Genomic DNA, 14,365 nt, shown 5'->3' on the forward strand with positions numbered 1-14,365 from the left:
TCTGTCCTGGTATTGTCGCTGAACTTTTTCATTCAATCCACGGGCTTGCCGTCGAGTAACTCCTGAGTGGCGATACGCGACAATGCTTTGTTGTCGTGCGTTTAGGGTTTGATCGAGTTGGCGACGAACATTACTGCACCGTTTGGCCGCCGTCGATGACCATAGCGTGCCCAACGACGAAGGCAGCCGCGTCCGAGCAAAGCCAGACGACGGCCGCAGCGATCTCCTCGGGCTTGCCCATCCGTCCGACCGGCTCCTCCGCAATCACCTTTGCGCGTCCTTCGTCCGTACCGCCAGTGAAACGACCCATCATCGGGGTGTCGATGTAGCCAGGACAGACGGCGTTGACGCGGATGTTCTGTGCGGCGTAGTCGAGGGCCGCTGCCTTGGTCAGTCCGATCACGCCATGTTTGGCGGCGGTGTACGCAGGGCTGCCCTTGATGCCGATGATTCCTGCGCCCGAAGACGTATTGACGATCGCACCGCGTCCCTGCTTGAGGATCAGTGGGATCTCGTGTTTCATGCACAGGAAAACGCTGCGGAGGTTGATGTCGATAATCCGGTTCCACTCTTCCTCCTCGTACTCCGCAGTCGGAGCCGCCTTCTTCGGCTCGATGCCCGCGTTGTTGAAGGCGAAGTCCAGCCGCCCGAAAGCTTCAACGGTCTTGTCCAGCGCAGCCTTCACGTCCTCAGCCCGCGTTACATCACACCTGACGGCGATCGCCCGACCGCCGAGTTCCTCGATCATGCGTGCTGTTTCTTGATTGCTCGGTTCTGAAACATCAGCAACCACCACGCTGGCACCCTCACGGGCAAACGCCAGCGCTGTAGCTCGACCGATACCGCTCGCTGCTCCGGTCACAAACGCAACCTTTTCTCTGTAGTTTCCATTCTCGTTCGTCGCCACTATTTTCCTCCTTCGATTCTTCGCTTAACAAGGTCTTAAAACCACCGGATGTGGTGATTAGCTGGAGTACTGCTTGTCGCTGACCTTTTCCATCCAGTCCACGGTCTTGCCGTCGAGCTGTTCCTGAATGGCGATGTGTGTCATTGCCGTGGTTGAGGTAGCACCGTGCCAATGCTTCTCACCTGGCGAGAACCAGATCGTGTCCCCCGGTCGGATTTGCTCGATCGCGCCGCCCCAGCGCTGTGCGAGACCGCAGCCAGCCGTCACGATCAGGGTCTGTCCCAACGGGTGGGTGTGCCATGCTGTCCGAGCACCAGGCTCGAACGTGACACTGGCACTAAGTGTGCGTGCTGGATCGTGCGCCTCGAACAGGGGGTCAATGCGGACAGTGCCTGTAAAATACTCAGCCGCTCCTTTGGCGGAAGGCTGTGAGCCACTTCTTTTGATGTCCATTTCCTTAATTCTTTTACTTGATGCCATTTGGGTGGCTGCCCCAATCGTAGAGATTGAGCATTTATCGCTTCTCTATCAATAGGGATGGATTTTTTAAGAAGCAAGGTTAGCCTTGATGCCGTTTTGGTTGTCAGTAGGTGAATCTCTTACCCAATCAAAACTGAGTTTTCTCTTGAATAAAAATCCAGACGCTTGCAAGAAGCCGGAATCGTTTTTCATTGCTTTAGCTTCATCTTAGGCATTTTGGAGGACAAGCAATAAAACGATCGTCTAAGATCGTTGTACAATCCTGCAAACTTAGAAATGAACGCTGCCAAAACGAGTGAAAAGTCCAATATCGATTTAATGAACGATCCGCAGGCAAAGCGCGAGGCAGACAGAGCGCAAGCCAACAGAGACGAACTGAAAGAGCGTATTGCACAAGCTATTCGTCATGATGGGACGATTGAGCCGCTCAAAGGTTTGCACTTCAACCGCTCCTCCTCGCCTTCGGAATGCCTTCATAGTGTCTCTGTTCCTGCCTTTTGTGCGATCGCTCAGGGCAGCAAAGAAGTTTTTCTGGGTAGCGATCGCTATCATTACGACCCGATGCATTATCTGCTTGCTACGGTTGAACTACCGATTGTCAGCCAAATTCTGGAAGCGTCTAAGGAGCAACCGTATCTTAGCGTTCGCCTCGATCTTGACCCCACCCTCGTTGGCTCAGTGATGGTCGAGGCAGGGTATCCCTCATCGCGCAACCGTGCTGATGTGAAAGCGATCGACGTAAGTCCGTTGAATACAAATCTGTTGGATGCTGTGGTGCGGCTCGTCAGGCTTCTAGATTCCCCTGCTGAAGCTCATGTTCTCGCACCACTGATTAAGCGGGAAATTATTTACCGACTCTTGATGGGAGAGCAAGGTAATCGGCTCCGTCATATTGCAGTTCTGGGTGGCTATACCTACCATATCGCCAGAGCAGTCGCGCGACTTCGTAAAGACTTTAACGAGCCGATCAAGATTGAAAGCATTGCACGAGAGATGGGAATGAGTGTATCGGGCTTTCACCATCACTTCAAGTCTGTCACTGCAATGAGTCCCTTGCAGTTCCAGAAGCAACTGCGGCTCCAAGAGGCTCGCCGTCTGATGCTAGGGGAAAGCCTTGACGCTAGCAGTGCTGCCTACCGAGTGGGGTATGACGATGCCTCGCACTTCAACCGGGAGTACAAGCGGCTCTTTGGTGCCCCACCGATGCGCGATGTGGAGCGGCTGCGAGAAGCTGCTAGGGAGACTGCTAGTTCAATATGATCGGAACCAGCCCTTTCAAGGTCTTGTAATTTTCCTCAAATTATAGTTAGTTGAAAAAATCGGCTCTCCTAGACTAGTTATAGAAAATTAATACTTGATATCAGATTAAGTCCTTATATAGTAAGGGATTCAAGAATCAGAAAGCATATTTTATTAAATCTTTGATTCTGTTTTAGCTAAACCTAGTTACATCAGGTGTTTTAACTGTTTTTTATTATTAATTTATCAAACGAAGTCTGGGAGAGCCAAAAAATCTAGTATTTTGTGAGTTATTTAATCTACTTTATTTACAAATTTTTTGACTGCAAAAATAATAAATTCTGTTGTCTTTATAAAAGAATACGCTTGGGTTAGCGCCAAAAATCTTAAACTAGACATCTTGGAAAAGTAACTTTTGCAAGATGTTGGCGTGCATGTTAAAAGTTACTGGGTTTGGGAAAATTCCATACCTTTACCCATTACCCTTTTCCCCATAATACCAAGAAGTCTACTGTGTAGGTTACGGAGCCACTGCGCCCTTGCGGTTTCCCGACTTGTCCGCGCAGCGCGTCTCTCCTTCTCCTTTTGGAAGAGGCTAGCGCTAAGGGACAAGCAAGTGGCGTTTGAGGAACGGAACCCAACATTTTCATAGCTTTGTTGGGTTGCGCTTTGCTTAACCTGAACTGGATTGCTTTATCAAACAATAGTTTGAAATACTTTTATCAAATTCCCAAAAGTATCTAACTGCACATATTTGTTATTATAAATAATTTTATAACCTAACAACTAGTGAGGACGTAACGTATGACTATTAAAGGGTCCAAGGATAATCTTCTATTAAATAGATAAATAATTTGAGATTCGGCAAATTAATTAGTGAGATGTATGTTATGGTTTTTATAGGAATCAAACAAGTGAAAACACAAAAAGACTTCAAAACAAGTTTGAGGCAAGCTCAATAAAGTTTTTTTGCTCTGGTAAGTCCCCTTCAATTAGCTACATCTTTTTTTAACGAAAATCTAAAACTAGATTGAGTAGGATAGTAGCCTTTGTAACAACTTGAAGTCAATCAAAATTTATCTGGGTATGAGCCAATAAGAGTTGGCTAACCTAGCTAGAGCATTACCCGCCAAAGGCAATTACTCTTGGAGTCTGGGAAGAAAGACTCTTAGTACAGCCTGACAATTCAATAGAAATACAGAATATTTACTGACTTAGTCTTGTGGGAGTAAACATTTCCAACCGGGAACTAAGTTGAAGCAGTTACCGACTTTTGGAACGAAAACTTCAAGCAGAATGGTGTCGTTCCATAATTTCTAGGAATTTAGCCATACTGTCAAAAGTCACCAAGATATTATTTAAGCCAGAGTATCAGATGTTGCCTGTGTAGGTATTATATTACTGCATCGGTAACTATCACTTTTAGGCTAGAATTTATCTTGCTGCATCAATCACGAAACGAGAAGCGCTATAGATTTTCTTGGTTACTTGACATCAGCAAAATCAGAAAAGTTGTAGCGACCATTTAAGAGTGGATTGCAATTTGGTTGGTTGTGTGGTTCAAGGAACAAATCTGCGTTCATTTGAATTCCTGCTGCAACCACTCTTGAGGCTTGAGCAACCATTTGGAATTCATTACAACAACTGATAATGCTGAAGTCATAGTTTCAAAGGCTTTGTTATTAGGAGATTAGATTTCTCTATCTCTTAAGCCATCGGTTCGTGGGTAAATATGTTCTGATTTTAACTGTTTTTGCCAGGGTGCGATTGCCAACAGGCTCTACTTCCCTACGACACCAAGGGCGAATATTTTACATCAAGCTTCCGACTCATCAACTAAATCATTGTAGGAAAACACAACCATGACTGAGCAAAAGATTAGACAAATAGCTTTCTATGGTAAAGGCGGTATTGGTAAATCTACCACTTCTCAAAACACCTTAGCAGCAATGGCTGAAATGGGTCAACGCATTCTAATTGTCGGTTGCGACCCTAAAGCTGACTCTACTCGTTTGATGCTACACAGTAAAGCTCAAACAAGCGTTCTTCAATTGGCTGCTGAACGTGGCGCTGTAGAAGATATTGAACTCGAAGAAGTAATGCTGACCGGTTTCCGCGATGTACGTTGCGTAGAATCTGGTGGTCCTGAACCTGGTGTGGGTTGCGCTGGTCGTGGTATTATCACCGCTATCAACTTCTTAGAAGAAAACGGTGCTTACAAAGATGTTGATTTTGTAAGTTACGACGTTTTGGGTGACGTTGTATGCGGTGGTTTCGCTATGCCTATCCGTGAAGGTAAGGCACAAGAAATCTACATCGTTACCTCTGGTGAAATGATGGCAATGTATGCAGCTAACAACATTGCTCGTGGTGTTCTCAAATATGCTCACACAGGCGGCGTGCGCTTGGGTGGTCTGATTTGTAACAGCCGTAACGTTGACCGAGAAATCGATTTAATCGAAACCTTGGCGAAACGTTTGAACACCCAAATGATTCACTACGTACCTCGTGACAACATTGTTCAACACGCAGAATTGCGCCGGATGACTGTTAACGAGTACGCACCTGACAGCAATCAAAGTAACGAATATCGGACATTGGCTACCAAGATTATCGACAACAGGAACCTCACTGTCCCCACCCCTATTGAGATGGAAGAGTTAGAAGAATTGTTGATTGAATTCGGTATCCTGGAAAGCGACGAAAATACCGCAATGCTAGTTGGTAAGTCTGCAACTGAAGCACCTGTTTAAAGTATTGCTAAGTAAATAATGGTTTAGGGTGGGCAGCAGCCCACCTTTTTCCCAATGTTTGCATTTCTTTGTTTGAATCCTTAATAGAAATATATAGCGATTAGTTATTTTTAATCAGAAGCTAGTAAAGGATTTGTTAACAACAATGACAGCTATACATCCTTACTCCCAAGTAGAAACATCTCGCAGCAAATTAGGAATTTCTCCTTGAGATAAGGGAAACTCTAGTAAAGTTTCTCTAATACCCAAATATCCAGATTCAGCAAACGATAAAAGCATTCGTGAAAGCGCTAGCCAAACCTCTGGTTCGTATTCCCAATCACGATAACGCGAAGCTTGACCAGCAATTGAACGTAGTGCCCAAAAATAAGAATTTCTCACCACCGAACCACCCTTCTTAAACTCTGGTAAATCTTCGTGGTGGATCAAAAGTATTTTATTTTCAATTCTGGCTCTCATAGCAATTTTAGATTTTAGATTTTAGATTAAAAATAAATTTTAAGTAGGGCTATTATGGTTTTAGTTTAACGCACTATGTTGTATGGCGGAGCGTCGTCTTTACCAAAAAAATGCTGTAAAATATCACTTTCCTATAAGGGAAGGAAAGTGAGGTTTTCCAAATCATGTGAAAAGACATAAGAATGTAGAGACTTTGCAATGAAAAAATACTCTACATTCAATACCTAAAAATTGGCGCTTAAACCCACACGAAAAGTAAATCCAGGGCTATATATGCGATTAACTCGCTCATATTGTTCACCAAGTAGATTTTCTAAGTAAACTGTTAGTCCTAAGTTGCTAGTTAGAGGTATACGTCCGCTCAAATCTAAATTCACAAAAGACGGTGCAAAATCTGTAGGCTTGTCAGTAGGGTTAGCGAATATGGATCTGCGAGCGCCACTATTGTAGGTAACATACAAGTTAGCTTGCCAACCTGAATTTTGATAACCCACACCAGTTTGCAGTACAGAGTAGGGAATCAAACCTAATTGTAAACCTTTCTCTGTCCCTGTTTTTATTTGAGAATCTGTATAAGTATAGTTGAGGAAAGTTGACCAGCCAGTGGCAATTTTGAATTGCAATGCAGCCTCTAAACCATTGGTATCTACTAATCCAATGTTTGCCCATTTTCCGGCGATGACTCCCAAGCGATCGCCTATACTACTACCAAAGTAAGTAAACTGTCCAATCAGATTTTGAGAAAAATTAACATCGACTCCCGCAGTCCAAGTTGAGCCAATTTCTGGGCTTAAATCAGAATTAGGTTCCCAACCATGAACTGTATCATAAACATACAACTGATCTAATCCAGGATTACGTTGTCCCCCTGCCCAACTTCCACGCACTGCTACTATTGGTGTGACAGCATAACGTAAGCCAACACTAGGGTTGAGATAATTTCCAAATTGGCTGTCAAAACTTTGTCTTAGCCCTAAATCTATCAGAAAATTATCGCTAATATTCCAAGTATTGACAGCGAATAAAGCTGCATTGAACAAACTCCGATCTTCAGTTTCGTTATTGGAAATCCTACTAGGATTTGTACTCAAAACATCACCGATTAAGTCGGTGTTTTTCAAATCTAATCCCCAGCGCAATTTATTATTGGCAGTAATTTTCCACTCATGATCTACCCTGGCTGTAAGTTGTTGAGTATCTAAAGCTCCTGTACGGTAAAATGATCCTGTAGGCCCATAAGTGCTGAAATAATCTTGGTTATAACCAATTGAGGTTGTCAGGTTAGAGCTTTCGCCATTACCTAACCGAGTTTTCCAAGATAAGCCAAGATTTAAACCATCGTGGTCTAATCTATCTCTTTGGAGAGGAAACCCAAAATAAATTAAGCCGCGACGACTGCTGAGTGTAGTAACATCTAAATTCAATGAATTTTTCTGATCTAAATCTACTCCAATGCTACCAAAGTATGTACTTGTCGCTGTGTCTGCATTTGATAAAAACCCCTTTTCATCACGATTTGCTGCACCTACAGGAACGGGATAACGGTTATCTGTAAAGAATCTTTCAAAGCTAAAGTTGTACTTTACCTTATCAGATGAACCACCATAAGTTACTTGTTGATTATTTAAATTCAATGAGCCAAATTCTGCACTACCACTCAATTTAGGTTTGCCATAACCTTCTTTGGTGATGATATTGACAACTCCTCCAAAGGCTGAGGAACCAAATAAAGCGGAGGCGGTGCCGCTATATAATTCCACTCGTTCAATCGCCTCTACAGGAATACTATTTAAATCAGTGCCACCATGATAAGTGTTGACATTAGTGTTAATTTGTCTACCATTAATCAAAAATACAGACTGATTAATTGAGGCTCCCCGGTAGTATGTACCTGTGTGAGTATCTGCACCATGACCTACATCATTGATTGCAAAACCAGGCATTCTTTTCAAAATATCGGCTAAACTTGCAGCACCCTGCTTTTTAATTTCTTCTCGATCAATTACGTAAGTTGGAGTAGATTGAGGTCGGTTATCTGGTTCTGCGATCGCTTCTATAGAAATGTCTGCATCATCGCTCGGAGTTTGCTCTGTTTCTGGCTGAGTTTCTTCTGGATTAACTTGAATCGGTACAGATTCTTGAGTTAATAATTCGGCATTAGTAGCGGGTAGCTCAACTTCACTCAAACTCGGAATATCTAAAATGACTTCGGTTGATTTATTAGTATTTCTCTGCTCAATTTCACTCTCAGCAGCATAACTAGGAGACGCTATCAGTAAACTCGGTAAAGCAACTGTTAGCAACAAAAAATCCTTTTTCACGTTCTCTTTCACACCAAGTAAAAACAGTCACTACGTAGCATTGTTGCTGTAATAGTAAAATCGTGTCAAAAGACACGCTGTCATATTTCCCCAGTTCAGATGAGACTATTTGTTAATTCAGTATGTGTTAAACTCTAGACGCGATCGTATTTAAATAAGGCAGAAGGGGATTAGACCCCGGATGATTTGGAGCTATGTGAAAAGCCATACCTTGCGAGAAACTGAGGCAACAGTGACGGTTTAAAACCCTTGCTTTTTAGCGTTATTGCATCCTGCCGTAGGCAGCGCTTTACTTAAGCAGCTCGCGTAATGTGTCGCAGACAGGGCAGTTTTCCTTCAGCCTGTTGCCCTCAACATTAATTTTTCAAACTTAAGGAATAGAGATTTCTATTACTAATGATAGAGCAAATAATATTATTTAGAACTTAAATTGTAACGTTAGGGATTGTAACGAATTATTAGGAATTTTTTTAAATTTTAACTAATCATTCAAAAAAGTAAAAGTCAATAATATTATTTGCTGAAAAACTAAATTATTCCAGATTTGCTTATGTATGTAGCTTTATGGCCGGGGAATGTATATCCTTTAGGTGCAACTTGGGATGGGAAAGGGACAAACTTTGCTTTATTTTCGGAAAATGCAACAGGGGTAGATCTTTGTTTATTTGATAACGATGACGAAGAGATTCGTATACCTTTGACAGAAAAAAACAATTTTGTTTGGCATGGTTACTTACCAGGAGTTGGCCCAGGTCAAAAGTATGGGTTTAGAGTACATGGGATGTGGGCACCGGAGGTAGGTCATCGATTTAATCCAAATAAACTATTAATTGACCCCTACGCTAAAGCAATTGACGGTGAATTTAGTAATGATCCTTCTGTCTTTGGCTACTCTCTAGACGCTGAGGAAAAAGACTTAGTTTTTTCTGAACTAGATGATGCCAAAATAATGCCCAAGTGTGTTGTGGTCGATCAATCTTTTGATTGGGAAGGCGATCAACTTCTTGGTACACCTTGGTATAGAACTGTTATTTATGAAACTCACGTCAAAGGTTTTACTAAACTACATCCAGCTATTCCAGAAGAGTTGCGCGGCACTTATGCCGGGTTAGCGCATCCTGCTGCAATTCAACATTTACTGCAATTAGGAATTACAGCAGTTGAGTTGATGCCAGTACATCATTTTCTATCTCATCCGGGACATTTAGAAGGAAAAGGATTAAGCAATTACTGGGGCTACGATTCCATCAATTATTTTGCTCCCTATTCTAGTTACAGTGCTAGTGGGACGGTGGGACAACAAGTCACTGAATTCAAGCAAATGGTCAAGGCACTACATTTTGCTGGAATTGAAGTGATCTTAGATGTAGTCTACAATCACACTGGCGAAGGAAATCATTTCGGGCCAACGTTATCTTTACGAGGTATTGATAATTCTGTATATTACCGTTTGGTAAAGGACGATCCTCGTTACTACATGGACTTTACAGGCTGTGGTAACTCTCTGAATGTGCGTCATGCTCAAGTTCTGAAGTTAATCATGGATAGCCTGCGCTATTGGGTAATAGAAATGCATGTAGATGGCTTCCGCTTTGATTTGGCCTCGGCGCTGGCACGAGAATTATATGAGGTAGATAACCTATCAGCTTTCTTTGATATTATTCATCAAGACCCAATCTTGGCAGATGTAAAACTCATTGCTGAACCTTGGGACTTAGGAGAAGGCGGCTATCAAGTCGGTAATTTTCCACTGCGTTGGTCTGAGTGGAATGGTAGATATCGGGATACAGTCAGAGATTTTTGGCGTGGTGTAGATGATAGTTTAGGACAATTTGCTTACTGTTTTACCGGTAGCCCTGACCTATATCAAACCAACGGGCGCAACCCAAATGCAAGTATTAATTTCATAACTGCTCATGATGGTTTCACGTTAAATGATTTGGTCAGTTATAACGAAAAGCATAACGAGGCAAACGGGGAAGATAATAGAGATGGTGAAAGCCATAATAGATCCTGGAATTGTGGTGTAGAAGGTGAAACCGACGATCCAGAAGTAATGCGTTTGCGCGAACGGCAACGACGAAACTTTTTAGCAACCCTAATGTTATCTCAAGGTGTCCCAATGCTATTAGAAGGGGATGAAATTGGCTGTAGTCAAAAGGGAAATAATAATGTCTACTGCCAAGATAATGAGATTTCCTGGCGGCATTGGGATTTGCATAAAGCAAACTCGGATTTACTAGACTTTACACGCGAACTAATTAATTTTCGCCATCAGCATCCAGTATTCCGACGACGTAAATGGTTTCAAGGTCGCCCCATTCACGGTTCAGGCATTAATGATATTGCTTGGTTTAATGCTGATGGCAGTGAAATGACTGAGAAGCAGTGGCTAGTTAGTTATGCCAAAGTAATGGAGATTTTTTTGAATGGCCAGGGAATTGCTACTCCAGGCGATCGTGGTGAGCGGATTATTGATGAAAGTTTTCTGCTATTTTTTAACGCTCACTACGAGTTAATTGACTTTGCTTTGCCCAATGAATTTAAAGAGAAGGTCTGGGAGATAGTAATTGACACTAATGAACCTCGCTTTTTAGAGCGGGGAAAATTAGTTTCAGGCTCTCAAACTTTACCAGTTACAGATCGCTCTCTGATGGTGTTACGCCTTATTAGTTAGTCATAAGAGAAGAAAAGATGCTCAACTTTATAGAAAAATATATTTTTCTATAAAGTTGCTAAAATGCTTCAACAATTTTTACTTGTAACTCTAATTAGAAAACGCAGAGCTTCATTTACAGCTTCCGAATTGGGAAACATTTTGGCAATATCAGGTTCTAAAAAAACTGTCAATTTTTCAATATTATTAAAATTATATTCACCATTTATCATATTGGTGTTTGTCAAACTCTGATTTGATTGAGGTTGATTCTGCATGATGCTTGTTTGGCAAGATGCAGTATTTAATTTATTAGCCAGTGATTCCCAACTAGTAACTTTTGATTAGGGAAAGCTATAACAGCGCAAACCGACCATAATTACCAGACGAATAGAAAGTGCAATCGAGTTTTTCATTCTTCCTGTTTTCCTAGATATACTTCAATTACACGAGAGTCATTTTGCACTTCTTCAAAATTTCCTTCGCACAGCACCGAACCTTCATGTAATACTGTTACTTTCTTAGCAATTTGGCGCACAAATTCCATATCATGTTCAATTACTAAAATTGAATGGCTCTGCGCTAGTGCTAAAAGTAGTTCGCCAATATTATAGGTTTCTTCATCTGTTAAACCAGCAACGGGTTCATCAACAAGTAATAAATCAGGTGACTGTGCTACTAACATCCCAATTTCTAAACGTTGCTTTTCTCCGTGAGAAAGTAAAGCTGCTCTGATATCGGCTTTTGGCGTTAAACCGATGGTTTCTAATAATCCTTTAATATTATTCTTTTCAACAGACTTGGAATGTTCAAACAAAGTAGAAAAGACATTTTTTTTCTTGTTACTAGTAATTTCTAAATTTTCACGGGGCGTTAGATTCAGGTAAATTCGGGGTGTTTGAAACTTGCGTCCAATTCCCAATCGGGCAATTTTATATTCAGGTAAAGAACGCAGATTTCTTCCTTTGAATAAAACTCGCCCCACAGTTGGCTGAACTTTCCCCGTAATCACATCCAAAAACGTTGTCTTTCCCGCACCATTGGGGCCAATTACTACTCGTAATTCACCCACATCCATACTAAAATTAAGCTGATTTAAAGCCTTAAAACCGTCAAAACTAACAGTTACGTTTTCAGTTTCCAATATTTTCGCGTTCATGTTGCACTTCCGGGTCTTCTTCCAAGGTGGGATATGTAGAAATTTCTTGACGGCGGTTGAAAAGAGAAATATTCTGGCTACGCAACCATCCCACGATACCGTCAGGAAGCACTGTGACGACTATCAAAAATAGTGCGCCTTGGAAAAATAGCCAGATTTCAGCAAATTGTTCACTTAAAAAAGTGCGGGCATAATTTACTAACAAAGTTCCGACAATTGCGCCAATTAAAGTAGCGCGTCCGCCTACTGCTACCCAAATCACCATTTCAATGGAAAAGGCAATATCCATTGCTCTGGGTGATACTGAACCACTTTGAATAGTGTAAAATGCTCCTGCTATACCTGCGATCGCACCTGAAACTGCGAACACCAACACCTTAAAATCTGTAGGGTCATAGCCAGAAAATCTTACCCGACTTTCATCATCACGAATCGCTATCAACAATCTCCCAAAGCGTCCAGTTGTCAACCAGCGACAAATGCCGTAGGTGGCTGCGAGAAATATTACCGTCAGCGTGTAGAAAACAAACTGCGTCTTGGCATTGCTGACCGTTGCGCCAAACAAAGTTGTAAAATCTATCAGTCCGTTCGTGCCGTTGAAAAATTGTTGTTGACCATTAAAAAAGTTGAAAAATACAATAGTTCCGGCTTGAGTCAAGATAGAAAAATAAACTCCCTTGAGGCGATTTCGGAAAACTAAATATCCCAACAAACCCGCCAATAACCCCGGAATTAGTACCACCAAAGCTATTGTCAAAGGAAAAGAATAAAAAGGTTGCCAAAAACTGGGAAGTTCTGTAACCCCATAAAGCCCCATGAAATCAGGCAATTCTCCACTAGGGACTTGCAGTTTCAGGTACATTGCGATCGCATATCCACCCAAACCAAAGAAAATACCATGTCCCAAACTTAGTAAACCAGTATAACCCCAAATCAGATCGATACCCAAAGCTGCGATCGCCAGCGACAAAAATCGCCCCAACAAATTCAGGCGAAACTCCGACAGCAACAGTGGCATAATGATAATGAGGAAAAGTGCGATCGCAACCACCACCCCCACCTCAATTAATAACCCTCCTCCCCTCTTCCTCATTCTCTGCGTCCTCTGCGTCTCTGCGGTTCGTTAAACATCAACAGTACGTCCCTTCTGCGGAAAAATCCCCCCAGGCTTCCACTGTAAAAACACAATAATCAGCGCAAACACCATCACCTTAGCCATACTCGTCGTCGCAAAAAAAGTAAACAAATCAGCCAAAGGCTTAACAGGACTCAACAACAAAGCCAGAGTCCCAGAACCAATTAAAAAATTAGCCGTACCAATACCCAAAGCAGCCACAATCGTCCCGGCTAAATTGCCCACACCTCCAACGACAACCACCATAAAAGTATCAATAATATAGTTTTGTCCCGTATTTGGCCCTACAGAACCAAGCAAACTAATCGCACATCCAGCCACACCAGCTAAACCAGAACCCAGTGCAAAAGTAATCGCATCAACCTTTTGAGTTGGGATACCCAAACAAGCACTCATACTCCGGTTTTGCGTCACAGCCCGAATTCTTAAACCCCAGCTAGAACGTTGTAAAAATAAATAAATTCCTGCCACACAGATTATTGTTAAAGCAATAATAAATAACCTGGCAAAGGGCAATTGCACACCACCTAAAGAGATTCCTGCTTGTAACCAAGTCGGTGCTGTAACATCGACATTTTGAGCGCCAAACCAAGGTTGAGTTACTGCTAACTGATAAGTTTGACTCAATAAATTTCCTGTTGTGATTGTCACCCCCAGCGATAATAAAAATATCACCGCCACAATCCAGTTACGAACCCTTCCCAAATCTGTGCGGGAATTTAAAATCCATAAACCTCCAAAAAACAACACAGAAAATAGGCCTAGACCAATTATCAATACCCAATTCACACTACGGACAAACTGCTGAAAAATTAAACTTACTCCCCAAGTTGCCAATAGAGTTTCTAATGGGCGTCCATAGAGATAACGAATCACGCCTTTTTCTAGAATTAATCCCACAGCAGCCGTGAAGATAAAAGCAATAATCAAAGCCAAAAATATATAGACTTCAAACCACACCCCACCCAATTGTTTGCAAACATTTTGCACAACATAAGTTGTATAAGCACCGAACATCATCAATTCACCATGCGCCATATTGATGACGCCCATCAATCCAAATATAATCGCTAGTCCCAACGCAGCAATTAATAATACTGCGCCAATACTAATACCATTAAATACAGCTTCTAAGAATCCTGCTAACACTTATTTCTCCACAACAGCTATCAGCTTTTTTAGTCATTAGTCCTTTGTCCTTTGTTGCTTGTAACTATTAACCGATGACTAATGATTAATGACTAATGACTAATGAC

The 14,365-nt window shown here is 42.0% G+C and carries 12 protein-coding genes; 3 read left to right on the plus strand and 9 right to left on the minus strand.

All coding sequences use genetic code 11. The features are described from left to right. Positions 1–130 precede the first annotated feature (130 nt). The 3 genes from HWQ43_RS02655 to HWQ43_RS02665 all read right to left on the minus strand — a co-directional run bounded on the left by HWQ43_RS02655 (position 131) and on the right by HWQ43_RS02665 (position 1,579). Positions 131–907 carry an SDR family oxidoreductase gene (locus tag HWQ43_RS02655; protein WP_292729870.1) on the minus strand — a complete coding sequence of 259 codons (777 nt, stop codon included), beginning with the start codon at positions 905–907 and terminating at the stop codon, positions 131–133. Positions 908–964: 57 nt separating this feature from the next. Continuing rightward, entirely contained in the window at positions 965–1,387 is a 423-nt protein-coding gene (locus HWQ43_RS02660) for a cupin domain-containing protein (protein WP_292729873.1), read from the minus strand. Positions 1,388–1,453: 66 nt separating this feature from the next. Then, on the minus strand, positions 1,454–1,579 hold the full coding sequence (locus HWQ43_RS02665; protein WP_292729876.1) for a hypothetical protein: 126 nt from the start codon (positions 1,577–1,579) through the stop codon (positions 1,454–1,456). Between the two features lie 84 nt (positions 1,580–1,663). Here HWQ43_RS02665 and HWQ43_RS02670 point away from each other — a divergent pair, with 84 nt between their 5' ends. Next, positions 1,664–2,647 (plus strand): AraC family transcriptional regulator, encoded by a 984-nt coding sequence (locus tag HWQ43_RS02670; protein ID WP_292729879.1) that lies wholly within the window; start codon positions 1,664–1,666, stop codon positions 2,645–2,647. A 1,463-nt stretch (positions 2,648–4,110) separates the two neighbouring features. On the opposite strand, the gene HWQ43_RS02675 is transcribed toward HWQ43_RS02670, so the two are convergent. Further along, positions 4,111–4,251: a hypothetical protein gene (locus HWQ43_RS02675; RefSeq protein ID WP_292729882.1), complete on the minus strand. Its 141-nt coding sequence runs from the start codon at positions 4,249–4,251 to the stop codon at positions 4,111–4,113. Positions 4,252–4,488: 237 nt separating this feature from the next. Here HWQ43_RS02675 and nifH point away from each other — a divergent pair, with 237 nt between their 5' ends. Then, positions 4,489–5,379: a nitrogenase iron protein gene (gene nifH, locus HWQ43_RS02680; RefSeq protein ID WP_190941952.1), complete on the plus strand. Its 891-nt coding sequence runs from the start codon at positions 4,489–4,491 to the stop codon at positions 5,377–5,379. Positions 5,380–5,541: 162 nt separating this feature from the next. On the opposite strand, the gene HWQ43_RS02685 is transcribed toward nifH, so the two are convergent. Together HWQ43_RS02685 and HWQ43_RS02690 are read right to left on the minus strand one after the other, a co-directional pair. Further along, positions 5,542–5,838 (minus strand): hypothetical protein, encoded by a 297-nt coding sequence (locus tag HWQ43_RS02685; protein ID WP_292729887.1) that lies wholly within the window; start codon positions 5,836–5,838, stop codon positions 5,542–5,544. Positions 5,839–6,062: 224 nt separating this feature from the next. Then, positions 6,063–8,159, minus strand: coding sequence for a TonB-dependent receptor (locus HWQ43_RS02690; RefSeq protein WP_292729890.1), 2,097 nt, complete (start codon positions 8,157–8,159; stop codon positions 6,063–6,065). A 550-nt stretch (positions 8,160–8,709) separates the two neighbouring features. Here HWQ43_RS02690 and glgX point away from each other — a divergent pair. Continuing rightward, positions 8,710–10,836 (plus strand): glycogen debranching protein GlgX, encoded by a 2,127-nt coding sequence (gene glgX / locus HWQ43_RS02695; protein ID WP_292729892.1) that lies wholly within the window; start codon positions 8,710–8,712, stop codon positions 10,834–10,836. Between the two features lie 391 nt (positions 10,837–11,227). Here the strand turns inward: glgX and urtD are convergent, their stop codons facing one another. Genes urtD through urtB form a run of 3 tightly spaced genes read right to left on the minus strand, consistent with a single transcriptional unit; the run spans position 11,228 to position 14,258 of the window. Beyond that, positions 11,228–11,974 carry an urea ABC transporter ATP-binding protein UrtD gene (urtD, locus tag HWQ43_RS02700; RefSeq protein ID WP_292729895.1) on the minus strand — a complete coding sequence of 249 codons (747 nt, stop codon included), beginning with the start codon at positions 11,972–11,974 and terminating at the stop codon, positions 11,228–11,230. Then, positions 11,949–13,067: an urea ABC transporter permease subunit UrtC gene (urtC, locus tag HWQ43_RS02705; RefSeq protein ID WP_292729897.1), complete on the minus strand. Its 1,119-nt coding sequence runs from the start codon at positions 13,065–13,067 to the stop codon at positions 11,949–11,951. Before urtC ends, urtD begins: the two co-directional genes overlap by 26 nt. Before the next feature lie 30 nt (positions 13,068–13,097). After that, complete coding sequence (urtB, locus tag HWQ43_RS02710; RefSeq protein ID WP_292729899.1) at positions 13,098–14,258, minus strand: urea ABC transporter permease subunit UrtB; 1,161 nt, start codon at positions 14,256–14,258, stop codon at positions 13,098–13,100. Positions 14,259–14,365: the final 107 nt, after the last annotated feature.

Origin of the sequence: Nostoc sp. JL31, from assembly GCF_017114965.1 — a bacterium.
In the GTDB taxonomy this organism is placed as follows: Bacteria; Cyanobacteriota; Cyanobacteriia; order Cyanobacteriales; family Nostocaceae; genus Nostoc; species Nostoc punctiforme_A.